This is a genomic window from Burkholderia sp. MS455 (assembly GCF_016899445.1).
In the GTDB taxonomy this organism is placed as follows: domain Bacteria; phylum Pseudomonadota; class Gammaproteobacteria; order Burkholderiales; family Burkholderiaceae; genus Burkholderia; species Burkholderia pyrrocinia_C.
The window spans coordinates 669,526-695,671 of sequence record NZ_CP041777.1 but is presented as its reverse complement, the minus strand read 5'-3'; the positions used below and the strand labels follow the sequence as shown (position 1 = coordinate 695,671).

The following is a 26,146-nucleotide window of genomic DNA, read 5'->3' as shown; positions in this document are numbered from 1 at the left end:
CAATACCCGGCATCTGAAATGCGGAGGCGTGGCCCGTGGGAATCAACTTCGATTTGACCGACTTGCAGGCGTTTCGCGCGGTGGTGGAGCTGGGAAGCTTCCGAAAGGCCGCCGACGCGATCAGCATTTCGCAGCCCGCGCTGAGTCGCCGGATCGACAAACTCGAGGAAGCGCTCGGCGTGCGGTTGTTCGAGCGCACCACCCGCAGCGTCACGCTGACCACCGTCGGGCGCGTGTTCGCGCCGAGCGCCGAGCAACTGCTGGACGATCTCGACGTCGCGCTGCTCGGCATCCGCGACGTTTCGTCGAGCCGCCTCGGTCATGTGACGATTGCATGCGTGCCGTCGGTGGCCTACTACTTCTTGCCGAACGTGATCGCGAGCTATCATCGCCGCTTTCCGCGCATCAGGGTCAAGCTGCTGGACGCGAGCGCGAACGAGGTGCTGGGCGCGGTCATCAGCGGCGAGGCCGATTTCGGCGTGAGTTTCATGGGCAGCCAGGAGCCGGAGATCGAGTTCAAGCTGCTGCTGCAGGAACGGTTTGTTGCCGCGTGCCGGCGCGACCATCCGCTCGCGCGCAAGAAGCGCGTGACCTGGAACGAGCTTTACGAGTACGAGTATGTGTCGGTGGACAAGACTTCCGGCAACCGCCTGCTGCTCGACCAGGCATTGACGACCGTCGCGCCGCGGGCGCCGAGCGTGTGCGAGACGCGCCACGTGACGACCCTGCTCGGGTTGATCGAAGCCGGGCTCGGCGTCGCCGCGGTACCGTCGATGGCGATGCCCGGACACGACCATCCCGTGCTCACGAGCGTGCCCCTCGTCGAACCGGTGGTCAAGCGCCGGGTGGGCATCGTGAAACGGCGCGGGCGCCCGCTGACGCCGGCCGCGGAGGAGTTTCACCGGGCGATCGTCGATGCGAAACGCGGCGGCGCCGCAAGCAGCGATGCATCGAAGTGACGAAGATAAAGAACACAAACAGGACATCGGGGAACACCGCATCGTGAGGCTGGCAAGACCGCTCCGTTCGCTCTACGTGCAGGTTCTGCTGGCGATGGTGCTCGGCGTGAGCGTCGGCCACTTCTGGCCGTCGGCGGGCTCGCTGCTCAAGCCGCTCAGCGATGCATTCGTCGGCCTCGTGCGGATGATGATCGCGCCGATCGTGTTTTGCACGATCGTCTCCGGCATCACGTCGCTGGCGAACGGCAAGGCCATCGGGCGCACGATCGTGCGCGCGCTGGTGCTGTTCTATCTGCTGACCGCCGCCGCACTCGCATTCGGGCTCGTCACCGCGTTCGTGCTGCGGCCCGGCGCCGGCATGCATGTCGACGTGCGCCATCTCGATTCGAGCATCCTCGCGCAATATGTACGGCATGCGCAACCGCACGGGCTCGTCGAGTTCGCGTTGAGCGTGATCCCCGATACGATGCTCGGCGCGTTCCAGAAGGGCGAGGTGCTGCCGGTGCTGCTGCTGTCGCTGCTGTTCGGCTTTTCGCTGAATGCGTATCCGCAGGCCGGTCGGCCCGTGCTGGCGCTGATCGACGGCGTCGCGCAGATCGTCTTTCGCGTGCTCGCGATGATCATGCGGCTCGCGCCGCTCGGCGCATTCGGCGCGATGGCGTTCACGGTGGGCCGCTTCGGCATCGGCTCGGTTGGCTCGCTCGCGAGGCTGATGGCGTCGTTCTACGTGGCCTGCGTGCTGTTCGTCGCGCTGGTGCTTGCGCCGCTCGCACGACTGCACGGTTTCGCGCTGTGGCGGCTGTTGCGCTACCTGCGCGAGGAATTGCTCATCGTCCTCGCGACCTCGTCCACCGAGCCGGTGTTGCCGCGGCTGATCGTCAAGCTGGAGTCGCTGGGGTGCGACAAGGGCGTCGTGGGGCTCGTGCTGCCGGCCGGCTACTCGTTCAACCTGGACGGCACCGCGATCTACCTGACGCTCGCGGCATTGTTCATCGCGCAGGCGTGCGACGTGCCGCTTTCCGCGCCGCAAATCGCGGCGATGCTTGCCGTCATGCTGCTTACGTCGAAGGGGGCGGCCGGCGTGTCCGGCAGCGGGCTCGTCGCGCTCGTCGCGACGCTCGCCGTGATGCCCGACCTGCCGGTTGCCGGGGTCGCGCTGCTGGTCGGCATCGATCGCTTCATGTCCGAGGCGCGCGCGCTGACGAGCGTGATCAGCAATGCGTGCGCGGTGATCTTCGTTTCGTCGTGGGAAGGGGAGTGCGATCGTGAGCGGCTCGCGCGGATGCTGAGCGCGGCCGAGCCGGCGAACCTGAACTGCGCCGATGATGCCGCGGACAACGCCGGGCGCGACGGGAAGGCTGTCTGACGCACGCCTTCCCGTGGTTCGTGCTTACTGTGCGGAGACGGAATCCAGTCCGGTCGACTTCACTTCCGGCTGCACGTCGGGCGACGCGAGATAGTCGAGGAGTGCCTTCGCTTCCGTTGGATGTTGCGCGCCGACGGGGATGCCGGCGGCGAAGCGTGTGACCGACTGCAGCGATTCGGGAATCTTGCCGACGAAGGTCGCGCCATGGACGGGCAGCAGTTCGCTCACCTGCTGGAAGCCGATTTCGTAGTCGCCGTTCGCGACCACGGACGCGACCGGGATCCGCGGGACCATCTTCGCCTTCGCTTTCACCTGATCCTCGATGCCGAGCTTCCTGAACAACTCCCGCTCGATATAGACGCCGCTCGCGCTATCCGAGTAGGCGATCGACTTTGCGTGCAGCAGCGCCTGCTTCAGGCCTTCGGTCGAGCTGATGTCGGGTTTCGCCGCGCCTTCGCGCACGACCATGCCGATGCGGGAATCGGCCAGCTCGACGCGCGATCCGGGGATCACCTTGCCTTGCTTGATCAGATCGTCGAGCGCGTAGCCGACCATGATCACCGCGTCGGCAGGCTCGCCGCGCGCGAGCCGGTTCGGAATCGCCTCGGGCGACTTGCCCATCGACGGGCCGAGCGCGGTGTCGAGCGTGTTGCCCGTGCGGGACGCGAACTGCGGGCCAAGGAGCTTGTAGGCCGCGGTGAAGCCGCCCGAACTCATCACGTGCAGCTCGGCGGCCTGCACGTTCGGGGCGACTGCGGAGGTGGCGACGAGCGCGGTCGCGCACAGTTTCAGGAGCAGGTTTTTCATGGTTGTGGTCGTGCGGAGTCGGGGCAGGTTGCTCGGCATGGGGCGTCAGTGCGCGGGTGTCAGCGTCGGCGTCCGGCGGCGATAGAGCGCGAACGTCGCAAGCAGCGCGCACACCGCGGCGAGGCTCATCCAGTAGCCCGGCGCAGCCTTGTCGCCGGTCATGTGAATCAGCGCTGTCGAGATGGCGGGCGTGAAGCCGCCGAATACGGCCGTCGCGAGGCTGTAGGCGAGCGAGAAGCCTGCCACGCGCACCTCCACCGGCATCACTTCCGTCAGCGCGACGATCATCGCGCCGTTATAGATCCCGTACATGAACGACAGCCACAGGAGCACGAGCAGCATGTTGACGAACGACGGCGCATGAGCGAGCAGCGACAGCGCAGGATAGGCGGTCGCGATCGCGAGCACCGTCATGCCGACGAGCAGCGGCCGGCGGCCTATCCTGTCCGACAGCGCACCGCCGATCGGAAGCCAGACGAAATTCGACACGCCGACGCACAGCGTCACGAGCAGGCTGTCCGCGGTGCTCAGGTGCAGAACCGTCTTGCCGAAGGTCGGCGCGTAGACCGTGATCAAGTAGAAGCTCGTGGTCGTCATCGCGACCAGCATCATGCCTGCGAGTACCACGCCCCAGTTCTGGACCAGCGTACCGAACACTTCCTTCATGCCGGGACGATGCCGGCGCGCCTTGAATTCCTGCGTTTCCTCCAGATTGCGACGCAGCATGAAAATGAACGGCACGATCGTACAGCCGACGAAGAACGGGACGCGCCATCCCCATGCGGCGATGGCCGATGCGCTGAGCCATTGATTGAGCGCGAAGCCGAGGCCCGCCGCGACGACGATCGCGACCTGCTGGCTGGCGGACTGCCAGCTCGTATAGAAGCCCTTGCGGCCGGGCGTGGCCATCTCGGCAAGATAGACCGACACGCCGCCCAGCTCGGCACCCGCCGAAAAGCCCTGCAGCAGTCGACCGATCAGCACGAGCGCGGGTGCGAGCAGGCCGATCGTCGCGTAGCCCGGTACGAACGCGATCAGGATGGTGCCGCTTGCCATGATGGCCAGCGTGACGATGAGACCCTTGCGGCGGCCGACGTCGTCGATGTACGCGCCCAGCACGATCGCGCCCAGCGGCCGCATCAGGAAGCCGGCGCCGAACACGGCGAACGTCATCATCAGCGAAGCGAACTCGCTCGCGGCGGGAAAGAACACGGCGGCGATCTGCGTCGCATAGAAGCCGAACAGGAAGAAATCGAACTGCTCGAGGAAGTTGCCGGCCGTGACGCGGAATACCGCGGCGGCCTTCGAACGTCCGGTCGGAAGGCTGGGCGAGGGGTGCATCGGGGTGTCTCCAGAAAAATCCTGACAATGCGCGGAAGGCGATCGATTGTCGTTTTGGCAATGTTCACCCGGAGACGGAGAAACGATAAGTGCGATTTTTGGATGAATTGATGTCGTATGGTTATCAATAGGGGCGGCCGGCAGACGAAAAAAAGCCCCGCATGCGCGGGGCGTGTCGGCCGGTCGCGAACGCTCAATGAGGGTCGCGTGTGCGCGGATTGTTCAGTTCCTCGGTCGGATCGGTCAGCCCGAGTTCGTCGCCGGGGCTCCAGTACGGCGTACTGCCGTAGTACTCATGCAGCGGCTCGGCCCATTGCGGATCGGCCATTGCCGGCCAGTGGTCCTTGTCGAAGCCGGGAGCGTTCTTGATCCGCTCCGACGATACCGACAGCAGGAAGCACTTGCGCTCGGTGTCGAGCGTCAGCGCGCTCCACGGGATCGCGAGCAGCTTGTCGCCGATGCCGAGCAGGCCGCCGCTCGACAGCACCGCGTACGCGATGCGGCCCGAGCGCACGTCGAGCATGATGTCCTTGATCTTGCCGACGTCGTCGCCGTCGGTCGTATAGACCTTGTCGCCTTCCAGCGTGTTGGCCGCCATGACGTCGGGGCCGGGGCCGGCCGCCGTTGCGGCGCCCTTGCCGATGATGCGGGTCTGACCTTGATTGGAAGTCTGCATGGTGTTTCCTCCAGGCTGCGTGGTGCGCGATCGTACCCGGGTGGGCCGCGGGTCGCGCGGGTGGTCGGGACGGGGCGAAGCAAAGGCTCGACCCGTCACGTCTGCCTCGGCTGCGACACGCCTTCGAGCGTGTTCGCGACGTCGTCATGCGTCGGGCCGGCCGAGCGCGTCGCGATGTCCGCGAGCGACAGCATGCCGACCAGCCGCTTGTCGTGATCGACGACGGGCAGGCGGCGCAACTGCGCGTCTGCCATGTAGTGCTGGATCTCTTCCAGCGAATCGTCGTCGAAGCACCATTCGATCGGGCCCGACGCGACTTCGTGAATCCGCGTCTCCGGCGGCTTGCCGGCCGAGATCGCGCGCACCGCGAGATCGCGGTCCGTCACCATCCCGATCAGCCGGTTGTTGTCGCACACGGGCAGTGCGCCGATGTCGTAGCGCTCCATCAGTTGCGCGGCATGGCGGATCGAGTCGGTCGGCGCGATGCACACGACGTCCTGCGACATGATTTCGTTGACGCGATGCATGAAATTCCTCCTTGCGGGTTGGGTGTGGGCAATGCTTCGGCACATTCAGCAAACCGCATGCCGTGCGGCGCACGCGGCCTGTCGTTCGTCGCCGTCATCTGTCGCGGCGTTCGCGCTTGTCCTGCCACGGCCCTTCGTCGTGCGTGCCGGGCGGCGTGTCGGGCTCGATGCGCGTGATGCCGCCGGTCGCGGGCGGGTCGCTCGCCGGAAACGTGTCCTCGAGCTGCTTGTCGATATGGCGTTCCGAATGGCGCGTGTGCGTGCGGTCCTCAGGCTTCAGCGGCTGCGATGGGGAGGGTCGCTGCTTGCGCTCCGGCGCGTCGTGGCCGGACCGGGTCGAATCCTTCATGGCGAAGCTCCGTTATCGGTGACGATGACGCCGATTTCCCGCAACGGCCGTTCCCGGATCGCACGCGGCACGCGATTTGCCACGTCGGCGGCGAAGACGAAGACGACCATGGCAGCAACGCGCGGCGCACCCGGTACCTGCGGTGCGCGCATCAAGCGGAGACACGACGATGATTCCGAAACGACGACCAGGCGTACGCTACGAGATCAACGTATGCGGCGGCGGATTCGATTCGGTGAAGAGCCATTTCGATACGTGGAAACACGAACCGCTGATCTACCGGCCCGAGCGCCGGATGTTCGAGGGCAAGGCCGACGTGCGGCCGCTCGGCGACGAGACGTTCGGCTCGACCGAGCCGGCGCGCTTCGCGCTGCAGCGCGCATGCGAGCCGGCCGACCCGTATGCGCTGGCGGCGCGTGTGCGGGACGACGGCCGCGAGCTGTGGCTCGTGATGGCCGCGTACGACGCGTAGCAGCGCGCTTGCAAGAATTGCAGCGAACGGTGTAGCGAATGCACGGCGCGCGCCGCGGGCGCGCGCGTATGCGCAGCAGCGCCGGCGTGCGGGTGCCGCGAACGGACGGCACACGGATTGCGGACCCTGGCCGCATCCGTCAGACAACGCAACGAAGCGCCCCTATGGAGTGCAGATGAATCACGACCGCGATCAGTGGCTGCACCGGCCTGACCCGCCGATGCCCGACGTGGAGCCGGACCCCGAGCCGCCCGATCCCGACGACGTGCCGCCCGACATGCCGGAACCGTACCGCGAACCCGAAGGCGATCCGCCCGGGCATGCGCCGCCGGAACGCGAACCGCCTTTGCGCGATCCGCCCGTGCATGCACCGCCAGCGGGCGCGGCGCCGCGAACGCGAATGGAGGGCATGCAATGAGCATCCGTATCAGACCCGGCATGCTGCGCGACATCGCCGAGACGCTCGGCCGCCATTTCGAGGCGCGCGCGATGCCGTTCCATGTCGAGGAGCAGCCGGCCGGCGCATTGCATATCGGCTTTCGCGTCGACGGCCATCCGGCGTCGCTGACCGTGACCTTCGATGCCGACGCGTTCGCCGCGCTCGAACAGGCGGATATCGAGCGGCAACGCGGCACGCTCACGCGCGTCGCGGCCGAATTCGACGTGATGATGGCGCGCCGCGCACCCACCTCGTATGCGGGGGATTTTCATTTCAACCGGCTCTGAGCCGTCGATCCGACGGAGGATTTCGATGAACACGATCCAGACGATACGCGCGGGTGCATGCGCGTTCGCCGCCGCGTGCGCGTTGGGCGCATGCACGCAGGGCACCACCTACGGCACGCGCGCTGCGCCGCCCGCACCGCCCGACGGCCATGCGGCGCCGCCGAGCGCGACGATGCCGGATGCCAATACGCGCTACGAGACGCGCCCGTCGCCGGGCAACACGATGCCGCAGGGCGCGACCGGCGGCGATCCGGCCGACGTCCCGCCGCCGGGCCCGAACGGCGTGCAGGGCGACCAGCGGCTGCCGGGCACGCCGCCGCCGATGCAGTACTGACGCGTCGCGTGTGCCGCACGGCATGCGCGCCGAGCATCGCGCCGCGCGAAATGCGTGCCCCAAACTTGCCGCCGGCTTGTAAAAAAGCGGCCCCGTCAGGTTGCGTGATGGGGCACGAACCCGCGAAAGCCCCGGCACGGCGCGCATGGACGGATTGGCACGAAAGCTGCGTAAACCCTGTCGACGAAATACCGCGAACCGAACCGTCAGGAGGCTTTCGATGTCCGTCTCGCTTGCGCTGCAGATGCGGCAGCATCTCGCACTTACGCCGAGGCTTCAGCAGTCGCTGCGGCTGCTGCAGTTGTCCTCGCTCGAGTTTCAACAGGAATTGCGGCAGGCGCTCGACATGAATCCGTTTCTCGAAGACGGCCAGGGCGACGGCGAAGAGGAAGTCCCCGCCGGAACGCCCGAGCAGGCGGCCGAAGCCGCCGCGCCCGAAGCGTCGCCCGAACCCGACGACGTGCGCCCGCCGGACGGCGAGGTGTCGTATACGGCCGCGCCCGCGCCGCGCGGTACGGGCCGCCAGGGCGACGACGCCGACGGCCTGTCGCCCGGCGAATGGATGGCCGCCGAGCCGTCGCTGCATCAGCAACTGCACGATATGCTGCGGCTCTACCCGCTGAACAAACGCGACCGCGAAGCCGCGCGCATCGTGATCGATGCGCTCGACGACGACGGCTACCTGCGCCAGGAGCTGCCCGACTTGCTGGTCGCGGCCGATCCGGCGCTGCTGCTGTCGCAACAGGATCTCGCGGTCGCGCTGCGGCTCGTGCAGATGCTCGACCGCCCGGGCATCGCCGCGCGCTCGCTGTCCGAATGCCTGGTGCTGCAACTCGACGCGATCCCGGCAGGCACGCCGGCGCTCGCGGAAGCGAAGGCGATCGCGCGCGAGCATCTCGAACGGCTCGCGCGCCGCGAAACGGCCGAGATCCAGCGGCGCATCGGCTGCAACCCGCAGACGCTGCACGCGGCGTGCGCGCTCGTGCGCGGGCTCGATCCGCGCCCCGGCAATCACTATGGCAGCACGCGCGGCGACTACGTGGTGCCCGACGTGATCGTGCGCCAGGTGCGCGACGAATGGATCGTGACGATCAACCCGGCCGTGCTGCCGCGCGCGCGCCTGCACGAGCGTTATGCGGCGCTGTTCGCGCAGTCGAGCGGCGAGCGCGATTCGCCGCTCGGCCAGCAGTTGCAGGAAGCGCGCTGGCTGATCCGCAACGTGCAGAAGCGCTTCGAGACGATCCAGCGCGTCGGCGAATGCATCGTCGCGCGGCAGCGCGATTTCTTCCGCTACGGCGAGATCGCGATGAAGCCGCTCGTGCTGCGCGATATCGCGGATGAGCTCGAGCTGCACGAATCGACCGTGTCGCGCGCGACGGGCAACAAGTACATGGCCACGCCGCACGGCACGTTCGAATTCAAGCACTTCTTCCCGCGCAAGCTCGAGGCGGCGGGCAAGGGCGTGTGCTCGGCATCGGCCGCCAAGGTGCTGATCCGCGACATGATCGCGGCCGAGCGTCAAACCGATCCGCTGTCCGATGTCACGCTCGCGCAGAACCTCGCGGGGCGCGGCATCCTTCTTGCGCGCCGCACGGTGACGAAGTATCGCCAGGCGATGAAGATCCCGCCGGCCGACCTGCGGCGCCGCGACGCCGCATGACGACCCGGGCGACCCAACCGCGCGCGTGCCGTCCGTTGCACCGACATTGCGTCGTATCGCGCGCGCCAACGAGAGGAGCGCAACCATGCCAGCAAAATCCCAGGCCCAGCAGCGTGCTGCCGGGGCCGCGCTGTCGGCCAAGCGCGGCGAGACGAAGATGAAGGACCTCAAGCCGCCGGCGAAGTCGATGGCCAAGTCGATGAGCGAGAAGGAACTCGAGAGAATGGCTTCCACGCCGGTTCGCGGCAAACCCAGGCACAAGCACGATGCGTGATCGACGACGACGTGTGTTCGCGACCGCTGTCATCCAGGAGGGCTCCATGCTTCGATACGCCGTCATTTTCTTCATCATCGCGCTCGTCGCGGCCGTGCTCGGCTTCGGCGGCATTGCGGCCGGCGCGGCCGAGATCGCGAAGATCCTGTTCTACATCTTCGTCGTGATCTTCCTGGTCACGCTGCTGTTGGGCGTCGTGCGACGATGACCAGCGCGCCCGACCGCTCGCAGCGCGTCGCGGAACTCGAGCACGCGCTCGCGAACGGCTTCCCGTCGGAGTCGACCGTCGTCGTGCATGCGGACGACGCATCCGGGCGGTTGACGATCCAGGTGTCGTGGGTGCGCGTGCCGGCCGACGAAAGCGCGCGCGAATGGCGTTGCACGGTCGACCTGCGGTTCGATGCGCACGTGGTCGAGCGTTATGCGTGGCTCGACGAGGACGACCGGCTGCGCGTGCGCACGTATCTGTGCGACGGCGCGCGACGCGCGGTGGACGAACGCAAGCCGCGCGTCGAGGACGACGCGATCGAGTGCAACGTGGCGCTCGATATTACGGATACCGAACTCGACGCGGCATTGCGCGCGCCCTGACGCCGAGGCCGGCCGCCGCAGGCGCGCTCGCGCGCGCCGCAGCGGCTGCGCGCGTGGCGGCCGCCCATCGAATTCGACGAGGACGCCCTGATGACGAATCCCCCACCAGCCGGCAACGCGCAGCAGGCCGCGCAGCGATACGTGTGCAGGGCGTTCAGGCACCTGAAGCCGATCTCGGCCGTCGGTGCCGAACGCCTATTGCCGGGCGCCGCATATCCGCCGGACCCGGCGCAACGCTTGGGCGTCGGGCAGGCGGTCGATCCCGACGCGATAATGCACAGGTTCCCGGACGACATCGGCCACCCTCGGATCCGGGCGCGCCGGCAGCAGGCGGCCGATCTGCCCGCATAGCGCCGCCATCATGGACGTCGTCGTCGCGCTGTTCGGACAGGGCCGGATGCTCGGCCCCGGCCAGATGGCGTTGCGTGCGATCGTCGTGTTCGTGGTCGCGCTGGTGCTGATTCGCATCGCCGGGCGGCGCGCGTTCGGGCAGCGTTCGCCGTTCGACTACGTGGTCGGCATTCTGCTCGGCGCGATCCTGAGCCGCGCGGTGGTCGGCGCGTCTCCGTTCGTCGCGACCGTCGCGGCGTCGCTCGCGATCGCGCTGCTGCATCGTGCGATCGGCTGGGCATGCGTGCGCTCGTGCCGGCTCGAGCGGTTGCTGGTAGGCGCCGAGCGCGAGGTGTATCGCAACGGCCGCTTCGACGACGCACAGATGCGTGCCGCGCTGCTTACGCCGACCGACGTGCGCGAAAGCGTCCGGCAGGCGACCGGCGCGACCGACCTGTCCGACGTCGACGCGGCGATCCTGGAGCGCAACGGACACCTGAGCATCGTGCGGCGCAGCCGCGGCCGCCGGCCGTAGCATCGGCCGCGGACGAAGGCGTCCGACGCAACGACGCCGCAAGGAGGACACCCATGGCACGCATGATCTGGAAAGGCGCGATCAGCTTCGGGCTCGTTCACGTGCCCGTGCAGCTGTTCCCGGCGACGCGCACCGTGAAGCCGTCGTTCCGGCTGCTCGACAAGCGTTCGATGGACCCGGTCGGCTATCGGCAGATCAACAAGCGCACCGGCAAGGAGGTCGCGCGCGAGGACATCGTGCGCGGCTACGAGTACGAGAAGGAGCGTTATGTCGTGCTGACCGACGACGAGATTCGCGCGGCGAACCCCGAATCGACGCAGACCGTCGACATCGTCACGTTCGTCGACGCGGACGCCGTGTCGTTCCTGTATCTCGACACGCCGTACTACCTGGTGCCGGACCGCAAGGGCGAGAAGGTCTATGCGCTGCTGCGCGACGCGCTGAAGGACAGCGGCAAGATCGGCATCGCGCATGTCGTGATGCACGATCGCCAGCATCTCGGCGCGCTGATCCCGGTCGGGCCGCTGCTTGCGCTCGATACGCTGCGCTGGCAGGAGGAACTGCGCCCGCTCGACGAGCTGCCGGTGCCGGCCGGCGACGCGAAGCGCGCGGGCGTCAGCGCGCGCGAGCTCGCGATGGCGAAGAAGCTGATCGACGACATGTCGGGCACGTGGACGCCCGACGAGTATCGCGACACGTTCCGCGACGACATCCTCGAACTGGTCGAGCGCAAGGTGCGCGCGGGCAGCGTCGAGGAGATCGAGGACCGGCCGGCGCAAACGGCGCGCACGGCGGCCAACGTCGTCGACCTGACCGAGCTGTTGAAGCGCAGCCTGAAGGGCGGCGGCGCGCGTGCTGCGCGCGAGGACGACGACACCGGCGCGTCCGCGCCGCGCACCGCGAGCGGGCGACGCAAGCCGGCCGCGAAGGCTGCCGCGCGGAGCGCCGCGAAAGCACCCGCGAAACGGCCGGCCGCGAAGCAGGGCGCGACGGGCGCGCATGCGGCAAAGAAAACCGCCGCGCGCCGGAAGCACGCCGCATGACACCGCGCGACACGAGGTGACGCGATGGCCGGCAAGCTCGATCCCTATCGTCGAAAACGCCGCTTCGACGCGACGCCGGAGCCGGAAGGCGCGCGCGGGAAGCGTCGCGCAAAGCCAGGCACCGAATCGAAGCAGACCAAGCAGTCGAAGCAGGCGCGCACGGCTGTCCGGGCGCGCCATCCGTTGCGTTTCGTGATCCAGGAACATCACGCGACGCGGCTCCATTACGACTTCCGTCTCGAACTCGACGGCACGCTCAAATCATGGGCCGTGCCGAAGGGGCCGAGCGTCGATCCGTCGGTGAAGCGTCTGGCCGTGCAGGTCGAGGACCATCCGCTCGAATATGCGTCGTTCGAAGGCGAGATTCCGGCCGGACATTACGGCGCGGGCACGGTCGTCGTGTGGGACGAAGGGACGTGGACGCCCGACGGCGGCGTCGCGCAGGCGCGCGACGGCTATCGCGCGGGCAAGCTGACGTTCCGGCTCGATGGCGAAAAGCTGCACGGCGGCTGGGCGCTCGTGCGCAGCGGGCGGCAGCAGGGCCGTCAGCCGCAATGGCTGCTGATCAAGGAGCGCGACGACGACGCACGCGATGCGGACGAATTCGATGTCGTTGCGCAGCAGCCGGGCAGCGTGCATGACCGCAGTGCGCGAGCCGCACGCGCGGCGCCCGCCGATGCATCACCGCCTGCACGCACGTCGCGACGCAGCCGCGACGATGCGCCCCGTACATGCGGCACGCCGCGCGACCGCAAGGATCGCAAGCCGCCAGCCGACGCCGACCTGTCGCACGTCGAAGGCGCTGTCCGCGCGCCGCTGCCCGAGCGCGTCGCGCCGCAGCTCGCGACGCTGGTCGAGGCTCCGCCCGCGCAAGGCGACTGGCGCTACGAAGTGAAGTTCGACGGCTACCGGATTCTCGCGCGCGTGTCGGGCCGCGGTGCGCGGCGGCATGTCGTGCTGATGACGCGCGAGGGCCGCGACTGGACCGCGAAGCTGCGTGCGCAGCGCGATGCGCTTGCGGCGCTCGATATCGAAAACGCGTGGTTCGACGGCGAGGCCGTCGTGCTCGGCGACAGCGGCCTGCCCGATTTCCAGGCGCTGCAGAACGCGCTCGGCGCGGGCCGTTCCGATGCGATCACGCTGTTCGTATTCGATCTGCCCTATCTGAATGGCAAGGATTTGCGCGATGCGCCGCTCGCTGCGCGCCGCGCGTTGCTCGAACCGCTGCTGGCCGGCAGCGACGCCGCGCGGCTGCGCTATTCGCCGGATCTCGGCGGCGACGTCGCGTCGCTGATCGCGAGCGCGTGCGACACCGGCCTCGAAGGGTTGATCGGCAAGCGCGCCGATTCACGCTATCGCGCCGGCCGCTCGGCCGCGTGGATCAAGCTCAAATGCCGGCGGCGGCAGGAGTTCGTGATCGGCGGCTACACGGAGCCGTCGGGCAGCCGGCACGGCTTCGGCGCGTTGCTGCTCGGTGTGTACGAGCCCGAATCGGGCGGCAAGCGGCGGCGCGGCACGCCGCCGTTGCGCTATGTCGGCCGGGTCGGCACCGGGTTCGATGCGCGCATGCTCGACCGGCATCGCCGCGATGCTGCGCAGGCACGAACGCGATACGACGCCGTTCGACCCGCCGCCGCGCGAACGGTCGCGCACGCGCGTGCACTGGATCGATCCGACGCTCGTCGCCGAATGCGAATTCGCGGAATGGACGGGCGACGGCATCGTGCGGCAGGCGGCGTTCGTCGCGCTGCGGGAAGACAAGCCGGCGGCGCGAATCGTCCGAGAGATGCCGCGCCGCACCGAAACGGAGACGACGATGGACGAACGCGATGCAGCGCACGACAAACACGACAAGCACGAACGCGCACGGCACACGGATACCGGGAGCGGCCACAAGCGTCGCGCGAAATCGCACACGCCGTCCGGCGACGCGCGCGGCGAATCCGGCGCCGACCACGTCGGCCGCGTGCGCATCACGCATCCCGATCGCGTGCTCGATCCGCGGCACGGCACGCGCAAGATCGACCTCGCGCATTACTGGCAATGGGTCGCGCCGTGGCTGCTGCCCGACCTGAAGGGCCGGCCCGTGTCGCTCGTGCGCGCGCCGGGCGACATCACGGGCGAGCTGTTCTTCCAGAAACATGCGGAGCGCCTCGAGATTCCGTTCGTCACGCAGCACGAAGGGCTCGATCCCGGCCACGGGCCGCTGCTGTCGATCGACAGCGTCGACGCGCTGCTCGGTGCCGCGCAGATGGGCACGGTCGAGCTGCATACGTGGAATGCGCACGCATCCAATATCGAGCGGCCGGACCGCATCGTGTTCGATCTCGATCCCGATCCGGCACTGCCGTGGCGCGCAATGATCGACGCCGCGCAACTCGTGCGCGGGCTGCTCGACGAGCTGGGGCTCGCGTCGTTCTGCAAGACGAGCGGCGGCAAGGGGCTGCATGTCGTCGTGCCGATCGCGCGGTACGCGGGATGGGACGACGTGAAAGACTTCGCGCGCGCGGTTGCGCAGCACGTGGCGGGCGCGCTGCCCGAGCGCTTCACCGCGACGATGGGGCCGCGCCACCGGCGCGGGAAGATTTTCGTCGACTATCTGCGCAACGGCCGCGGCGCGAGCACGATCGCCGCGTATTCGGCGCGCGCGCGGCCGGGCATGGGCGTGTCGGTGCCGCTCGGCTGGGACGAGGTGCCCGATACGACGGGCGGCGCGCAGTGGACGATCGACACGCTGCATGCGCGTCTCGACGGGCTGAAGCGCGATCCGTGGGAAGGCTATGCGGATGCGCGCCTGCGGATCACCGCGAAGATGCGAGCGCGGCTCGGCGCATCGTGAGCGCCGCGAGCAGCGGCACGTGACGATCATCGCGGTGCTGCACGGCAGGCGGCGCAGCACGGACGCCGCGATGCGGCGGTGGCCGGCCGCCGTCACGGCTTGCGGCCGAAGGCTTCGCGCAGTTTCCGCTTCGCGCGTTCGAGCGTCGCGCGGCGCGTTTTCGGCAGGTTGCGGCCCGCGCGGTTCACGTAGAAGTTCAGCATCGACATCGCCGACTGGAACGGCGAAGACTTGCGGCGGCGGCTCTGTTCGGCCGAGCGCTTCAGCGAAGCGGCGATCGCGCCCGGATCGTCGGACTTGAAGATGTCGGGCTCGATGTCGAGCACATCGCTTTTTTGCGTGACTTCGGCGGACCAGCGCTTGCCGTGTTGCGGGTCGGCGCCGCGTGCGCGGCCGGGGCGTTTCGTCAGCCGTTTGCCGTGCGCGTGGGAAGCGGAAGCTAATGGCATCGCGGGCTCCGTATGGCATCGCAGGGACGTACGGGCAACGGCGCCGCAATTCGCGTGCCGCGCGGCGACCTGCCGCCGGAGGCATGGCCCTTGCTGCAAGGTCCGGGCAGGCGTGCCATTCCGCCCTCTTCGTTCAGCACGAACACCTCGTGACATCCGCATTACATCCGCATTCGAACCGAATGGCCGGCGCCGTTTGAAGCAAGCGCGCGCGGCCACCACGCAGGAGGACACCATGCGATCGAACTCCCGGATCAGTCTGGAAGACGATGCGACGGACGCCGACACGGTCGACGCCGGCGATTTCGATACGACGGTCCGTCTCGACGTCGAGGCAGGCACGGTCACGTTTCATGCGGCGTGGTCGATGGAGGCCGATGCGCCACCCGACACGGGGCGGCATTCGGTCGTGCTGGTGCTCGACTGCGACACGATGGAACGCTACGCGGGCCTCGACGACGGCGCCCGGATGCGCGTGCACGCAATGCTGCACGAGGCCGTGCGGGACATGCTCGACCGGCTCCCCGACAACGACGACGACGATCTGACACTGACGGTCGAACTGACCGACGCGATGCTCGATGCGGCGATCCGCCTGCAGTAATCGTGCCGGGTCGGGTTACACGCCGTTGAAATCTTTTCAGCCCGTGCGCGGCGGCGCGGCATGGGCCGGTTTCGGCCGGTCTCTTCTGTCGCCGTCGTCCGGCCGCATGCGGCACGGCAATTGCTCCGTGACCGGGACGGCATAAAGGGTGCAGCGGCATCCACGGAGGTTTCCATGAGCGGCAGACTGGACCATTGCAAGGTAGCGATCCTCGCGGTCGACGGCTTCGAGGAGGCCGAGCTTGTCGAACCGCAACGTGCGCTGGCGGCCGAAGGCGCGCAGGTCGACGTGATTTCGCAGAAACGCGGCGAAATCCAGGGGTTCAGGCACGTCGACAAGGGCGCGCGCGTGAAGGTCGACCGCACGTTCGACGACGCGCGCGAGGGCGACTACGACGCGGTCGTGCTGCCCGGCGGTGTCGTCAACGGCGACGCGATCCGGATGATCCCGGCCGCGCGCGAGTTCGTGACGGCGGCCGTCGGCGCCGGCAAGCCGATCGCCGCGATCTGCCACGGCGGCTGGCTGCTCGTGTCGTCCGGGCTCGTGGAAGGGCGCACGATGACGAGCTGGCCGAGCCTGCAGGACGACATCCGCCATGCGGGCGGCAAGTGGGTCGACGAGGAAGTCGTGCGCGACGGCAACCTGATCACGAGCCGCAAGCCCGCCGACCTGCCGGCATTCAGCGGCGCGCTGGTCGAAAGTCTCGCGTCGCGGAGCGCGTAATCCGATGCCGGCCGATTCCCCCCGCCGCGTGACGCTGGCCGATGCGCCGCCCGAATTCGACGGCGCGGCGCTGCAACTGTGCTTCACCGTCGACGTCGACGGTCAGCCGGAGCACTGCGCGATCACGGTCGAGGCACTCGAGGATCATTTCGGCGCGCCCTCGGCGCTGGAAGCCGACCTGCGCGACGCGTTCGAGCGCGGCCGCGCGCGTATCGAGGCTGCCTGCGCGGATGTGCTGGCGGACGGCAAGGGCGGCGTGGTACTGCACAGCGGCTATTTCCGCGCGCACGGCCGTGCGGCGGCGGGCAGCGTGAAGGCCGGCATGTCCCGTTCGCGGCGCTCCTGATCGAGGCGCCGTGGCCGACGCGTTGGACCCGCGTTCGCGTTCGGCCGCTCGGGTTCGGCCCGCTCGCATCCGGCATTACACATCGTTGAAAACTTTGCACGGGCGGCCGGACGCCGCGCGGTGCCGTATCGCGCCGCGCGCCCACGGCTCCGATGAGCACCGCTTCGCGCGCATTGGCATGGTCCGTGCACGCATCGACGGTCGCCGGCGCGCGTGTCGCGCCGCATGCCGATGCGACGCCGTCGTCGCATCGCGTGAAGCCGTCAACGGGGAACGAGCATGCTGACCGCCCATGAATTTGCCGCGCTGTTCCTGGTGTATCGCGCACCGGAACAAATCCAGATCGATCGCGAGGACGTCGCCGCGCTGGTCGAACAGAACCTGATCGTGATGCAGGGCGACGACGCGTCGGGCGGGCACCGGCCCGCGTTGACGGCCGACGGCCTGTCGGTGCTGCGGTGCGTGCAGCGGCACGACGGGTACGAGCCCGACGGCACCGATGCGTGACGGGTGACGATGACGCGCGGGCGCGCTGCTCACCGCGCGATCGCGACGGACGCGTTCACCTGCACGACGGGCGTGTCGCCGTCGAACGGCGGCGCGTACAGGAAGCGCTCGATCACGCCGGCCTCGAACAGCAGGCAGTACGTCGATCCGCCGAACTGGAAGCGGCCGATCTCGTCGCCCTTGTCGACGCGCTGGCCCGGCACGACCTCGATCACGCACGACGACACGTCGCCCATCCCGACGAATACCGCGGCCACGGTGCCGATGCCCGGGTCGTCGCTCTCGATCGCGACGATCGCGCGCGTGGCGACCGCCGTCATGTAGCCCTGCGAGTCGTTGAGCCCGGCCGGGTCGGGGCCTTCGGCTTCGGCGACCGAGTAGTAGGTGCCGTCGATCCGGTATGCATGCGTGACGGTGCCGCGCACCGGCGCATGCCAGCGATGGTAGTTGTACGCGCTGAGATAGGCCTGGTAGAGATCGCCGCCGACGAAGCGCTCGGCGAGCGGCCGCCCCGCGCGCGTGAAGATGTCGTGCAGCGAATACGGCTGCGCCTTGATCCAGAAGGTGTCGCGCATCTTCACGTTCGTTTCGATGTGGTACGGCGCGGCCTCGCATGCGCTGACGATCACGTGCGGATCGTCCGGCGCGTCGACGGGCCGCGCGCCTTCCCGAAAGCGTCGCGTGAAGAAGTCGTTCCACGAATCGAAGCCGAGGTGCGGTTGATCGTCGCGATAGCGGAATTGCGACAGCCCGATGCGCTTGCTCGCTTCGTCGCAGAACCAGCCGTCGGGCGCCGACGTATCGAGATGCGCGCGCGAATGCGGGCCGCCGAGGAAGTCGCACCAGACGTTCAGTACCCGTTTCAGGTGCGCGTTGACGGTTGCGTCCCGAAACACGGCGTGGCCCGACGGCATGCACATCGGCCAGTCGAGGAACGCGTTCAGCGGGCACACGATCAGGCTCGATTCGCTGAACGGCGGCGTGTAGGTCATCAGGTGGTCGATCACGGTCATCAGTTCGCCGATCGACGTGTAGCCGAGCCGGCGGCCGGATTCGACCGCCTCGTCGATCGCGCGGACGAGACCCATGCGCAGCACGGCGCAGTCGTCGAACAGCCGCGCGAGCGCCTGCACGGCCGGCGAGCGCAATCGTTCGCCGGCATGCGCGCGCGCGTCGGCCGCGATTTTTTCGCGGAACGCGGCCATGTGCGTTTCCTCGCAGGTCAGCCATTCGCCGAGCCGGCGGCGCGCGGCGGGCGGCGTGTGGGGTTCGGTCGGCATCGTCGGCTCCTGCGGCTGGATTCGGTATGAACACGTAGCAAGACGCTTGCCCGGAGGCGGCATCGAAATTGCGGCGGTCTTTTCACCGGTTGTTCAGTTTTTCAGTGACGCAGGAGAGAAACGATGAATGCAGGTTCGAATGTGCGGCAGACGAAAGGCACGGCATCGGCCGACGAGCGCCGGGGCGGCGGGCAGCGCACCGTGACGCCGACGCGCACGCGGGTTCGTGCGGCGAAGCACGGCGAGACGCGACGGTCGAGGGAGCGCGATGCGAAAGGAACCGTGACCGCGGGCCATGGCGACAACGCGGGCGTGCCGCTGTGGGAGGACGACGGCGGGACGCTGCCGCCGGACGAGTGGTCGTGAGGTCGGGCGTTTACTGTCCCGCCTGTCGCTCTGGCCGGTAACGATCGACTAGTGCGCCATCGCTCGCTTCCCCGTCGCGAAAGGCCAGGGATACTGTGACATCACGGTTCGCGATCAGCCATGCGGCACCGATTGGATCGTCGGGTATCCGCGGACCGGTTTGCATCAATTCGATTACGACGGGGCGATTGAGGGATTCCGATCCGTTGGGTGAGCCGCGACGAGTACGGCAACAGGCAGCGCAGCCAGACAGCGATCGAGCCTGATCAAGCCATCCGGCGCGTCGATTCCGTCCCGCGCATTCAGCCAGTCCGTCCAGGGTCCTTTGACGCCACGCGGCAACACGACCGCCGTATCGCCCCATAACGCGGGCTCCACGCTCGGCAACCCGGGCATGTCGCCGAGCAGCCGGCACGCAAACCGCGTTGCAACGATCACCACGGTCGCCGCATTGCCGCACCGCGCGAACGCAACCGCGTGACGCCCGAGCGTGCCGCGCACGCGCAGCGGCACATACGCACCGTCGGCGAACGTCGCCGGCCACCGCGCGCGCAGCGCGAGCATCCGTTCGATCAGCGCCCGTTTCACGCGCGCGTCCGGCCAGGTCGGCAGGTACGACGCGACCGGCCCGTCGACGCGCTCGGCCGCCAGCGCCGCGAACGGCACGTCGCGCCGGTTGTCCGGATCGACGAGCGAGTGATCCCATCGCTCGGTACCTTGATAGAGATCGGGCACGCCGGGGGACGCGATCCGCAGTGCCGTCTGCGTCAGGCTGTTGACGATGCCGGCCGGCGCGATCCGCGCCACGAACGCATGCAGCCGGTGCGCGAAATCGCCTGCGCCGCGCGGCGTCAGGATCGCGCGGACGAACGCTTCGCAAGCGCGCTCGTAGTCGGTCTCGGGCGCGAGCCAGTCCGTATGCCGCTTCGCTTCGCGCAGCGCCTTCGTCTGCCAGCGCACCACGCGTTCGACGAGCGCCGCGAGCCCCGCGTCGTCGTCGGGCATCAGCGACGGCGGCCAGCAGCCGACCAGCGTCTGGTACAGCATCGCCTCGGCGGCCGGCCCCGGCGCCCACGCCAGGTCGCGATGCGCGCCGCCGCGCCGGCGCAGGTTGAGCGCGGACCAGTCGAGCGATACCGCGCGCCAGGCGTCGGGCATCTCGCTGAGCACCGCGAGCCGCGCGCGCGCGTCCTCGCCGCGCTTGTGGTCGTGCGTGGCCGTCGCGACGAGCGTATGCGGCACGATTCGGGCGCGGCGCCGGTTGCGCGCATGGAACGCGCCGCGCGACAGGCTGAAGTCGCCTGCGTCGGCGCCGACCTCGTTGCGCGACAGCAGCCGGCCGTAGCGATAGCAGGCCGTATCCTCGACACCCTTCGCGGCCAGCGGCGCGGTGAGCTGCACGAACGCGACGCGGGCCGCATGCAGCGCGGCGGCGCCTGCGCGCGGCACGCGCACGACCGGTAACCCGAGCCACGCGGCGACCCGGTCGAGCGCGTAGCGGTCGGCCGGATCGACGGCCGCGCATGCCCGTTGATACGCCTGCGCGAGCACCCGGCGGTCGGTGTCGGCGGGCGCGTCTTCCTGTGCCGGATACATTCGGTACACGGGTAGCCGCACCGCGAGCTCGCCCAGCACGCGCTGGATCGCGACCAGACTGACGTCGCGCGTCGCGGGCGACGCGCGCGCAATGCCGTGCAGCGCCCGCGCGACGCGCGCATGCTCGGCGGCGAGCTGGCGCATCAGCACGCGCCGCTTGCCGTCGAGCGCCTCCTGCGCGAACGTGTGCGATGAACCGGACACGGCCGCCCAGTGGGCGGCCAGCGGCGCGGCGCCGGCCGGGTCGTGCAGCAGCGCGCCGACGTCGTTCATGAAGTCGTAGCCGGTCGTGCCGTCGACGCCCCAGTCGTCGCGCAGCGCTTCGCCGGGCGCCAGGATTTTTTCGACGACGACGTACGGTCGCTCGTCGCGCAGCGCCGCGAGCCGCGCATGCAGCCGCCGGCAGTACGCGCGCGGATCGGCGAGCCCGTCGACGTGATCGACGCGCACGCCGTCGATATATCCGGCCGCGTAGAGGCGCAACGGCAGCGCATGAACGGCGTCGAACACCGCATCGTCGTCGACGCGGATGCCCGCGAGCGTCGCGATGTCGAAGAAGCGCCGCCAGTTCAGTTCGTCCGCGGCCGTGCGCCACCACGCGAGCCGGTAGTGCTGGCGTTCGAGCAGCCGGTGCAGCCACGCGCGCGAGCGTGCGCTGCGCGGATCGGCGCCGCGCAGCACGGCGTCGAACGCATGCGGGCCGTGCGCGGCCGCGTAATCGCGCAACGCCGCATGAGCGGCGGCCAGCCGGGCGCTGCCGTGCGCCGGCGCGGCGCCGAAGCGTTCGGCGAGCGTGTTCAGGTCCGAGCGGTTCGCGATGCGCAGGATGTCCGCATAAGTGGCGGCGGCCACGGGTAGCTGCCGCCCCGGGCACGCAACGAAGAAGCGGCCGGTCGACGGATCGGCGCCGAGCGCGATGTCGCCGGCCGTGAGCGCGTCGCCGTACGGCGTGCCGAGGCAGGGCAGCAGCACCTTGCCGTCGAGCGCCGCGTCGGGCGGATGCCAGTCGATGTCGAAGCAGCATGCGTACGGGCTCGCCGGCCCCCATTCGAGCACGTCGTTCCACCAGCCGTTCGACGAGCCGCCGACGCCCATGTGGTTCGGCACGATGTCGACGATCACGCCGATGCCGCGCGCGCGCAGCGCGCGGACGAGCCGGACCAGGCCGGCCTCGCCGCCGAGTTCGGCGCTGACCGAGCCGTAGTCGACGGTGTCGTAGCCATGCAGCGAACCGGGCTCGGCCGTCGTGACCGGCGACAGGTACAGGTGGCTCACGCCGACGCGCGCGAAGTAGTCGGCGTGCGTGGCCGCATCGTCGAACGTGAAACCCGCATGCAGCTGCAGCCGCAGCGTCGCGCGCGGCGTCATGCGTCGCGCTCCCGCGAACGGCGCGCGTGCACGACGGCCGCGATGCGCTTGCGCGCGTCGGCGTCGAACAGCGTGTCGACGGTGCGCGGCAGGCGCCGCAGCCAGTTCGGATGGCCGCATGGCGGCCCCGGCAGGTTCGGCTGCTCATCCAGCCCGAGCAGATCCTCGAGCGGCAGGATCGCGAGCGGCGACGGGCTGAGCGCGACATACGCGAGTATTGCGCTCACGGGCGGCGCGCCGGCCGGCGGGACGGCGCTGTTGGCGGGTGCGCAACCCGCGTGCTGCAATGCGTGCCACAGCGCCGCGCGTTCGGTTGCGCGTTCCGCCTGGGCGGCGATCAGGTCGGGATCGGACGCGGGCGGGGGCGTGGCGGGCGCGGCGCGGTTTGTTTCCGTGCGGGGCATGCCGTCATGCCCGACGTCGGCGCCTTGCACGATTTCGTTCGAGTCCTGCGCACTCGCATCGCTCGGCATGCTTTCGGCCGCGCCGTCTTGCTGCTTCCCGCTGTCGGCCGCCACCCGCCGCCACCCCAGATCGACCCCGCGCCACCAGCCGGCCACGGTCGGCAAGTCGTGCGTCGACGTCGTCGCGATCGCATCGCGATCCCACGCGGACGGCGGCCGGAACGCGCGGTTCGCATCGCGCTCGAACCACAGCACGCGCATCCCCGCGATCCCCTGTGCACCGAGCCGTTCGCGCAAACCGCCCGGCACCGTGCCGAGATCCTCGCCGATTGCGATCGCGCGATGGCGTGCCGCCTCGAGCGCGACGAGCCGCACGAGATCGTCGACCGGATAGCGCAGGTAGGCGCCGTCGCGCGGCGTGCCGCCGTCCGGCACGATCCACATCCGCGCGAAGCCGAGCACGTGGTCGATGCGGATGCCGCCCGCATGCGCGAACGCCGCGCGCAACAACTCGATGAACGGGACGAAACGGTCGGCGCGCAGCGCGGCGGGCGTCCACGTCGTGACGCCCCACGCCTGGCCAGTCGCATTGAACAGGTCGGGCGGCGCGCCGAGCGACACGCCGCGCAGCAGCGTCGTGCCGTGCGCCCACGCGTCGCTGCCCGCGCGGTCGGAGCCGACCGCGAGATCGGCGATCAGCCCGGTCGCCATGCCCGCGCCGCGCGCCGCATGCTGCGCGTCGCCGAGCGCGCGCGATGCGCACCATTGCAGGAACGTGTGAAACGCGATCGTGTCGGCATGCGCGTGCGCGAATGCATCGACTTCGGCCGATGACGGCATGCGCCACGGCGCCGGCCATTGCCGCCAGTCCGCGCCGATCCCGTGTTCGATGCAGAACGCCTGCAGCGCGTCGAAGCGCGCATGCGCGTCGAGCGCCGCGCCGCCGGCCGCGCGAAAGCGCTGGTACGCGTCGCGCGATGGCGCGCCGTTGGCACGCCATGCATCGAAGCATGCGCGCAGGCGGCGCAGCTTCGGCGGCAGCACGCGCGGCCAGTCGATCAGCGGCGCATCGATTGCATCGTCGCGCGCGTGAAGCGCAGCCCCGGCGCCCGGCACCGCGTCGCAGTCGAGATACGCGACGTTGTGCCAGCGCCGCGACGACGGCGAATACGGGCTGTCGTGCGCGGGCAGTGCGGGATAGCCGGCGTGCGTCGGGCTGATCGCCACCGCCTGCGCGCCGTGCCGCGCCGCGTGCGCGGCGAGCCGCGCGAGCGCGGTGTAGTCGCCCGCGCCGTCGTCGCCGGTACGGCGCAGGCTGTACAACTGGGCCGCGACGCCCCAGCGGCGGCCTGCGTCGGGCGCGCGCGCGAACGCGTCGAACGGGCGCGCACGCAGCGGCGCGATCGCGAGCCCGATGCGCTGCTCGCCGATGTCGAGCGCGTGATAGCCGGGCATCGCGAGCGGCGGCAGCGTGCCGTGCTCGCCCGCACCGGCCACGCGCCCGTCGACGTAGCCGCCCGTTTCGAGCGCGATCCGGAAGTGTGCGCCCGGCAGTGCGATCGTATGCGGGAGCGTCAGCGGCAGGCAGGCATCGCCGGTGACGATGCGCGGCGGCGCCGCGTTCGCATCGGCGAGCGCCGCCGCGCTGTCGACGCGCTGGAGCGCCGTGCCGCACGGCCAGCCGAGCGCGTCGACGAGCGCGGCGAGCGCATCGTCGCCTACCCGCCGCGCGACGCCGCCCGCATCGGTCCAGTCGGTTTCCAGTCCGGCCGAACGGGCGAGTGCCGCGATCGATACGTCGGTCGTCATGATCGGCCTCGCCCGTTCGTGCGGCGACTCAGCGCATCGTGGTTGACCGCGCCGTCGCGCCACGCGATGCACGCACGTGGCGGCAGGCGCAGGTCCCGCAGCCGGTCGCGCGCGCGCGGCGGCGTCTCGAACACGATCTTGCCGAGCGGCAGCGCGGGCAGCACCGCGTCGTGCGAGCCGAGGTTCAGCGCGATCGTCAGCGTGCTGCCGTTGCCGAGACGCCAGCGTGCGGCGAGCGCCTGCGGTTCGCCGTCGCCCGCGAGCAGGTCGACGCCGAGCGCGCGCGCGCCGGCCAAGTGCGGCGTCACGAGCGCCGCGCGCACGGTCAGCGCGCTGCGGTAGAAGTGCCGCCATGCATCGGCGTCGGGCCATGCGTCGTCGGCCGGGTGTTTCGACAACGAGCGCACGAACGTCGCGATGTCGTTCGGATCGGGAATCGCGTCGCGATGCGCGGGATCGGCGAACGCGGGAAACGCCGCGAATTCGCGGCGCCGGCCTTCGCGCACGGCGTCGGCGAGTGCGCCGCGATAGTCGGTGAAGAACTGGAACGGCTGCGTGCTGCCTTCCTCCTCGCCCATGAACAGCAGCGGAATCTGCGGCATGAGCAGCATCAGCGCGGTGGCCGCGCGCAGCGCGTCGTCGTTCGCGAGCGTGCGCAACCGTTCGCCGAACGCGCGGTTGCCGATCTGGTCGTGGTTCTGCAGGAATGCGACGAACGCGGTCGGCGGCAGGTGCGCGCTCGGCTCGCCGCGCGCGGCGCCGCCATGCAGCGGCGACGGCTCGCCCTGGTACGCGAACCCTTCGCCGAGCGTGCGCGCGAAATGGCGCAGCGGCGCATCGGCGTACGCGCGGTAATAGCCGTCGCGCTCGCCGGTTAGCAGCACGTGCGCGCTGTTATGGAAATCGTCGTTCCACTGCGCGTCGAAGCCGCCGGGCCCGAGCAGGCTCGCCGCGTTGCGTTCGTTTTCGAGCACCAGATGCACCTGGCGTGCGTCGCCCGCATGCGCGCGCACGCGGCGCGCGAGCTCGCGCAGCCACGCATCGTCGTCGATCGCATGCGCGGCGTCGATGCGCAGCCCGTCGAAGCGGTATTCGTCGAGCCAGTAGAGCGCGTTGTCGATGAAGAACGCGCTCGTCTGCGCACGCGCGAAGTCGATCGCGGGCCCCCACGCCGTTTGCCGGTCCGCGCGGAAGAACGCGGGTGCGTAGCGCGGCAGCAGGTTGCCGTCGGGGCCGAAGTGGTTGTAGACGACGTCCAGGAACATCTGCAGCCCGAGCCCGTGCGCGGCGTCGACGAGCGCCTTCAGTTCGTCGGGCCGCCCGTACGACGCATCGGGCGCGAACGGCAGCACGCCGTCGTAACCCCAGTTGCGCGTGCCCGGGAACGCATTGACGGGCATCAGCTCGATCGCCGTCACGCCGAGCGCGGCGATGGCCGGCAGGCGCCGCTCGACGCTCGCGTAGCCGCCGCATGCACCGACGTGCAGTTCGTACAGCACCGTCTCGTGCCACGGGCGGCCGCGCCATGCGTCATGGCGCCAGCGATAGGCGGCCGGATCGACGACCTGGCTCGGGCCGTGCACGTCGTACGGCTGGAAACGCGACGCGGGATCGGGCACGGCGAGATCGCCGTCGAGCACGTAGCGATACAGCGCGCCGGGGCCGCACGGCGCGACGGCGTCGAACCAGCCGTCGCCGGCGGCCGTCATCGCGACGGATGGCCCGCCGTGCAGATCGACGGCCGCGGTGCGGCTCGCGGGCGCCCACAGCCGGAAGCGCGTACGGCCCGCGTCGATGCAGGTCGCGCCGAACGACGACGCGAACGCATGCGTGCCGGGCGGATGAGCGGAACGTGACGTCATGGC

Annotated in this window: 27 protein-coding genes and 1 pseudogene; 18 read left to right on the top strand and 10 right to left on the bottom strand. The window is 69.6% G+C overall.

Features of this window, described 5'->3' with window-relative positions:
• Positions 1-35 precede the first annotated feature (35 nt).
• Together FPJ27_RS02790 and dctA are read left to right on the top strand one after the other, a co-directional pair.
• Positions 36-959: a LysR family transcriptional regulator gene (locus FPJ27_RS02790; protein ID WP_204420772.1), complete on the top strand. Its 924-nt coding sequence runs from the start codon at positions 36-38 to the stop codon at positions 957-959.
• Between the two features lie 43 nt (positions 960-1,002).
• A complete protein-coding gene (gene dctA / locus FPJ27_RS02785) occupies positions 1,003-2,325 on the top strand; it encodes a C4-dicarboxylate transporter DctA (protein ID WP_204420771.1) in 1,323 nt (440 codons plus the stop codon).
• Positions 2,326-2,349: 24 nt separating this feature from the next.
• Here dctA and FPJ27_RS02780 read toward each other — a convergent pair whose 3' ends face one another.
• The 5 genes from FPJ27_RS02780 to FPJ27_RS02760 form a co-directional block, all read right to left on the bottom strand.
• A complete protein-coding gene (locus tag FPJ27_RS02780) occupies positions 2,350-3,132 on the bottom strand; it encodes a substrate-binding domain-containing protein (RefSeq protein ID WP_204420770.1) in 783 nt (260 codons plus the stop codon).
• Between the two features lie 45 nt (positions 3,133-3,177).
• Complete coding sequence (locus FPJ27_RS02775; RefSeq protein ID WP_034184471.1) at positions 3,178-4,473, bottom strand: MFS transporter; 1,296 nt, start codon at positions 4,471-4,473, stop codon at positions 3,178-3,180.
• 193 nt (positions 4,474-4,666) lie between these two features.
• Entirely contained in the window at positions 4,667-5,149 is a 483-nt protein-coding gene (locus FPJ27_RS02770; RefSeq protein ID WP_072437843.1) for a PRC-barrel domain-containing protein, read from the bottom strand.
• A 95-nt stretch (positions 5,150-5,244) separates the two neighbouring features.
• Positions 5,245-5,676 carry a CBS domain-containing protein gene (locus FPJ27_RS02765; protein ID WP_034184469.1) on the bottom strand — a complete coding sequence of 144 codons (432 nt, stop codon included), beginning with the start codon at positions 5,674-5,676 and terminating at the stop codon, positions 5,245-5,247.
• Positions 5,677-5,770: 94 nt separating this feature from the next.
• Complete coding sequence (locus FPJ27_RS02760; RefSeq protein WP_072437845.1) at positions 5,771-6,025, bottom strand: hypothetical protein; 255 nt, start codon at positions 6,023-6,025, stop codon at positions 5,771-5,773.
• A 169-nt stretch (positions 6,026-6,194) separates the two neighbouring features.
• Here FPJ27_RS02760 and FPJ27_RS02755 point away from each other — a divergent pair, with 169 nt between their 5' ends.
• From FPJ27_RS02755 to ligD, 11 genes and pseudogenes are all read left to right on the top strand, one after another.
• Positions 6,195-6,497: a hypothetical protein gene (locus FPJ27_RS02755; protein WP_034184667.1), complete on the top strand. Its 303-nt coding sequence runs from the start codon at positions 6,195-6,197 to the stop codon at positions 6,495-6,497.
• Between the two features lie 175 nt (positions 6,498-6,672).
• Positions 6,673-6,915 carry a hypothetical protein gene (locus FPJ27_RS02750; protein WP_072437847.1) on the top strand — a complete coding sequence of 81 codons (243 nt, stop codon included), beginning with the start codon at positions 6,673-6,675 and terminating at the stop codon, positions 6,913-6,915.
• Positions 6,912-7,223 carry a hypothetical protein gene (locus tag FPJ27_RS02745; protein ID WP_204420769.1) on the top strand — a complete coding sequence of 104 codons (312 nt, stop codon included), beginning with the start codon at positions 6,912-6,914 and terminating at the stop codon, positions 7,221-7,223. The genes FPJ27_RS02750 and FPJ27_RS02745 overlap by 4 nt, the downstream gene beginning before the upstream one ends.
• Positions 7,224-7,248: 25 nt before the next feature.
• Positions 7,249-7,557, top strand: coding sequence for a hypothetical protein (locus tag FPJ27_RS02740; protein WP_072437849.1), 309 nt, complete (start codon positions 7,249-7,251; stop codon positions 7,555-7,557).
• A 220-nt stretch (positions 7,558-7,777) separates the two neighbouring features.
• Positions 7,778-9,217 carry an RNA polymerase factor sigma-54 gene (locus tag FPJ27_RS02735; RefSeq protein ID WP_204420768.1) on the top strand — a complete coding sequence of 480 codons (1,440 nt, stop codon included), beginning with the start codon at positions 7,778-7,780 and terminating at the stop codon, positions 9,215-9,217.
• An 85-nt stretch (positions 9,218-9,302) separates the two neighbouring features.
• Complete coding sequence (locus FPJ27_RS02730) at positions 9,303-9,491, top strand: DUF3008 family protein (RefSeq protein WP_175961755.1); 189 nt, start codon at positions 9,303-9,305, stop codon at positions 9,489-9,491.
• A 46-nt stretch (positions 9,492-9,537) separates the two neighbouring features.
• Positions 9,538-9,699 carry a DUF1328 domain-containing protein gene (locus FPJ27_RS02725; RefSeq protein WP_152859985.1) on the top strand — a complete coding sequence of 54 codons (162 nt, stop codon included), beginning with the start codon at positions 9,538-9,540 and terminating at the stop codon, positions 9,697-9,699.
• Positions 9,696-10,082 carry a DUF3022 domain-containing protein gene (locus tag FPJ27_RS02720; protein WP_204420767.1) on the top strand — a complete coding sequence of 129 codons (387 nt, stop codon included), beginning with the start codon at positions 9,696-9,698 and terminating at the stop codon, positions 10,080-10,082. The genes FPJ27_RS02725 and FPJ27_RS02720 overlap by 4 nt, the downstream gene beginning before the upstream one ends.
• A 361-nt stretch (positions 10,083-10,443) precedes the next feature.
• Positions 10,444-10,947: a YetF domain-containing protein gene (locus FPJ27_RS02715; RefSeq protein ID WP_204420766.1), complete on the top strand. Its 504-nt coding sequence runs from the start codon at positions 10,444-10,446 to the stop codon at positions 10,945-10,947.
• 53 nt (positions 10,948-11,000) lie between these two features.
• Positions 11,001-11,990, top strand: coding sequence for a Ku protein (locus tag FPJ27_RS02710; protein WP_204420765.1), 990 nt, complete (start codon positions 11,001-11,003; stop codon positions 11,988-11,990).
• A 24-nt stretch (positions 11,991-12,014) separates the two neighbouring features.
• A pseudogene (gene ligD, locus FPJ27_RS02705) lies at positions 12,015-14,829 on the top strand (DNA ligase D).
• A gap of 92 nt (positions 14,830-14,921) precedes the next feature.
• Here the strand turns inward: ligD and FPJ27_RS02700 are convergent.
• A complete protein-coding gene (locus tag FPJ27_RS02700) occupies positions 14,922-15,278 on the bottom strand; it encodes a DUF3175 domain-containing protein (protein WP_204420764.1) in 357 nt (118 codons plus the stop codon).
• Between the two features lie 235 nt (positions 15,279-15,513).
• Here FPJ27_RS02700 and FPJ27_RS02695 point away from each other — a divergent pair, with 235 nt between their 5' ends.
• The 4 genes from FPJ27_RS02695 (at position 15,514) to FPJ27_RS02680 (ending at position 17,458) form a co-directional block, all read left to right on the top strand.
• Positions 15,514-15,882 (top strand): hypothetical protein, encoded by a 369-nt coding sequence (locus FPJ27_RS02695; RefSeq protein WP_204420763.1) that lies wholly within the window; start codon positions 15,514-15,516, stop codon positions 15,880-15,882.
• A 174-nt stretch (positions 15,883-16,056) separates the two neighbouring features.
• Positions 16,057-16,605 (top strand): type 1 glutamine amidotransferase domain-containing protein, encoded by a 549-nt coding sequence (locus tag FPJ27_RS02690; RefSeq protein ID WP_034184452.1) that lies wholly within the window; start codon positions 16,057-16,059, stop codon positions 16,603-16,605.
• Positions 16,606-16,609: 4 nt separating this feature from the next.
• Entirely contained in the window at positions 16,610-16,951 is a 342-nt protein-coding gene (locus FPJ27_RS02685; protein ID WP_072437858.1) for a DUF1488 domain-containing protein, read from the top strand.
• Between the two features lie 279 nt (positions 16,952-17,230).
• A complete protein-coding gene (locus FPJ27_RS02680; protein ID WP_204420762.1) occupies positions 17,231-17,458 on the top strand; it encodes a hypothetical protein in 228 nt (75 codons plus the stop codon).
• A gap of 29 nt (positions 17,459-17,487) precedes the next feature.
• On the opposite strand, the gene FPJ27_RS02675 is transcribed toward FPJ27_RS02680, so the two are convergent.
• Positions 17,488-18,738, bottom strand: a complete 1,251-nt coding sequence (locus tag FPJ27_RS02675) for a phosphatidylserine decarboxylase family protein (RefSeq protein ID WP_204420761.1) — start codon at positions 18,736-18,738, stop codon at positions 17,488-17,490.
• 123 nt (positions 18,739-18,861) lie between these two features.
• Here FPJ27_RS02675 and FPJ27_RS02670 point away from each other — a divergent pair, with 123 nt between their 5' ends.
• A complete protein-coding gene (locus tag FPJ27_RS02670; RefSeq protein WP_204420760.1) occupies positions 18,862-19,104 on the top strand; it encodes a hypothetical protein in 243 nt (80 codons plus the stop codon).
• 174 nt (positions 19,105-19,278) lie between these two features.
• Here the strand turns inward: FPJ27_RS02670 and treY are convergent, their stop codons facing one another.
• Genes treY through treZ form a run of 3 tightly spaced genes read right to left on the bottom strand, consistent with a single transcriptional unit; the run spans position 19,279 to position 26,143 of the window.
• Positions 19,279-22,068 (bottom strand): malto-oligosyltrehalose synthase, encoded by a 2,790-nt coding sequence (treY, locus tag FPJ27_RS02665; protein ID WP_204420759.1) that lies wholly within the window; start codon positions 22,066-22,068, stop codon positions 19,279-19,281.
• On the bottom strand, positions 22,065-24,281 hold the full coding sequence (gene malQ / locus FPJ27_RS02660; protein ID WP_204420758.1) for a 4-alpha-glucanotransferase: 2,217 nt from the start codon (positions 24,279-24,281) through the stop codon (positions 22,065-22,067). Before malQ ends, treY begins: the two co-directional genes overlap by 4 nt.
• Complete coding sequence (gene treZ, locus FPJ27_RS02655; protein WP_204420757.1) at positions 24,278-26,143, bottom strand: malto-oligosyltrehalose trehalohydrolase; 1,866 nt, start codon at positions 26,141-26,143, stop codon at positions 24,278-24,280. The genes malQ and treZ overlap by 4 nt, the downstream gene beginning before the upstream one ends.
• Positions 26,144-26,146: the final 3 nt, after the last annotated feature.

Bases quoted from the DNA above. Each gene is read 5' to 3' on its own strand.
- FPJ27_RS02765 (WP_034184469.1), bottom strand. From the start codon at position 5,676: ATGCATCGCGTCAACGAAATCATGTCGCAGGACGTCGTGTGCATCGCG.
- FPJ27_RS02700 (WP_204420764.1), bottom strand. From the start codon at position 15,278: ATGCCATTAGCTTCCGCTTCCCACGCGCACGGCAAACGGCTGACGAAA.
- FPJ27_RS02780 (WP_204420770.1), bottom strand. From the start codon at position 3,132: ATGAAAAACCTGCTCCTGAAACTGTGCGCGACCGCGCTCGTCGCCACC.
- FPJ27_RS02755 (WP_034184667.1), top strand. From the start codon at position 6,195: ATGATTCCGAAACGACGACCAGGCGTACGCTACGAGATCAACGTATGC.
- FPJ27_RS02680 (WP_204420762.1), top strand. From the start codon at position 17,231: ATGCTGACCGCCCATGAATTTGCCGCGCTGTTCCTGGTGTATCGCGCA.
- FPJ27_RS02750 (WP_072437847.1), top strand. From the start codon at position 6,673: ATGAATCACGACCGCGATCAGTGGCTGCACCGGCCTGACCCGCCGATG.
- FPJ27_RS02735 (WP_204420768.1), top strand. From the start codon at position 7,778: ATGTCCGTCTCGCTTGCGCTGCAGATGCGGCAGCATCTCGCACTTACG.
- FPJ27_RS02740 (WP_072437849.1), top strand. From the start codon at position 7,249: ATGAACACGATCCAGACGATACGCGCGGGTGCATGCGCGTTCGCCGCC.
- FPJ27_RS02710 (WP_204420765.1), top strand. From the start codon at position 11,001: ATGGCACGCATGATCTGGAAAGGCGCGATCAGCTTCGGGCTCGTTCAC.
- FPJ27_RS02760 (WP_072437845.1), bottom strand. From the start codon at position 6,025: ATGAAGGATTCGACCCGGTCCGGCCACGACGCGCCGGAGCGCAAGCAG.
- FPJ27_RS02670 (WP_204420760.1), top strand. From the start codon at position 18,862: ATGAATGCAGGTTCGAATGTGCGGCAGACGAAAGGCACGGCATCGGCC.
- FPJ27_RS02690 (WP_034184452.1), top strand. From the start codon at position 16,057: ATGAGCGGCAGACTGGACCATTGCAAGGTAGCGATCCTCGCGGTCGAC.
- FPJ27_RS02720 (WP_204420767.1), top strand. From the start codon at position 9,696: ATGACCAGCGCGCCCGACCGCTCGCAGCGCGTCGCGGAACTCGAGCAC.
- malQ (WP_204420758.1), bottom strand. From the start codon at position 24,281: ATGACGACCGACGTATCGATCGCGGCACTCGCCCGTTCGGCCGGACTG.
- FPJ27_RS02685 (WP_072437858.1), top strand. From the start codon at position 16,610: ATGCCGGCCGATTCCCCCCGCCGCGTGACGCTGGCCGATGCGCCGCCC.
- FPJ27_RS02775 (WP_034184471.1), bottom strand. From the start codon at position 4,473: ATGCACCCCTCGCCCAGCCTTCCGACCGGACGTTCGAAGGCCGCCGCG.
- treZ (WP_204420757.1), bottom strand. From the start codon at position 26,143: ATGACGTCACGTTCCGCTCATCCGCCCGGCACGCATGCGTTCGCGTCG.
- FPJ27_RS02695 (WP_204420763.1), top strand. From the start codon at position 15,514: ATGCGATCGAACTCCCGGATCAGTCTGGAAGACGATGCGACGGACGCC.
- FPJ27_RS02745 (WP_204420769.1), top strand. From the start codon at position 6,912: ATGAGCATCCGTATCAGACCCGGCATGCTGCGCGACATCGCCGAGACG.
- treY (WP_204420759.1), bottom strand. From the start codon at position 22,068: ATGACGCCGCGCGCGACGCTGCGGCTGCAGCTGCATGCGGGTTTCACG.
- FPJ27_RS02725 (WP_152859985.1), top strand. From the start codon at position 9,538: ATGCTTCGATACGCCGTCATTTTCTTCATCATCGCGCTCGTCGCGGCC.
- FPJ27_RS02770 (WP_072437843.1), bottom strand. From the start codon at position 5,149: ATGCAGACTTCCAATCAAGGTCAGACCCGCATCATCGGCAAGGGCGCC.
- FPJ27_RS02730 (WP_175961755.1), top strand. From the start codon at position 9,303: ATGCCAGCAAAATCCCAGGCCCAGCAGCGTGCTGCCGGGGCCGCGCTG.
- FPJ27_RS02675 (WP_204420761.1), bottom strand. From the start codon at position 18,738: ATGCCGACCGAACCCCACACGCCGCCCGCCGCGCGCCGCCGGCTCGGC.
- FPJ27_RS02715 (WP_204420766.1), top strand. From the start codon at position 10,444: ATGGACGTCGTCGTCGCGCTGTTCGGACAGGGCCGGATGCTCGGCCCC.